We start from the raw sequence: 280 nt of genomic DNA, 5'->3' as shown, positions 1-280 counted from the left end.
GTCTCAGTCCCAGTGTGGCCGATCACCCTCTCAGGTCGGCTACGCATCGTCGCCTTGGTGAGCCGTTACCTCACCAACTAGCTAATGCGCCGCGGGCCCATCTGTAAGTGATAGCCGAAGCCATCTTTCAGCTTTTCTACATGAGTAGAAAAGGATTATCCGGTATTAGCTCCGGTTTCCCGAAGTTATCCCAGTCTTACAGGCAGGTTGCCCACGTGTTACTCACCCGTCCGCCGCTAATCTTTGGGAGCAAGCTCCCTCAGATTCGCTCGACTTGCAT

The organism is Cytobacillus solani, from assembly GCF_001420595.1.
GTDB lineage: Bacteria > Bacillota > Bacilli > Bacillales > Cytobacillaceae > Cytobacillus > Cytobacillus solani.
This window is presented reverse-complemented; position numbering follows the sequence as displayed.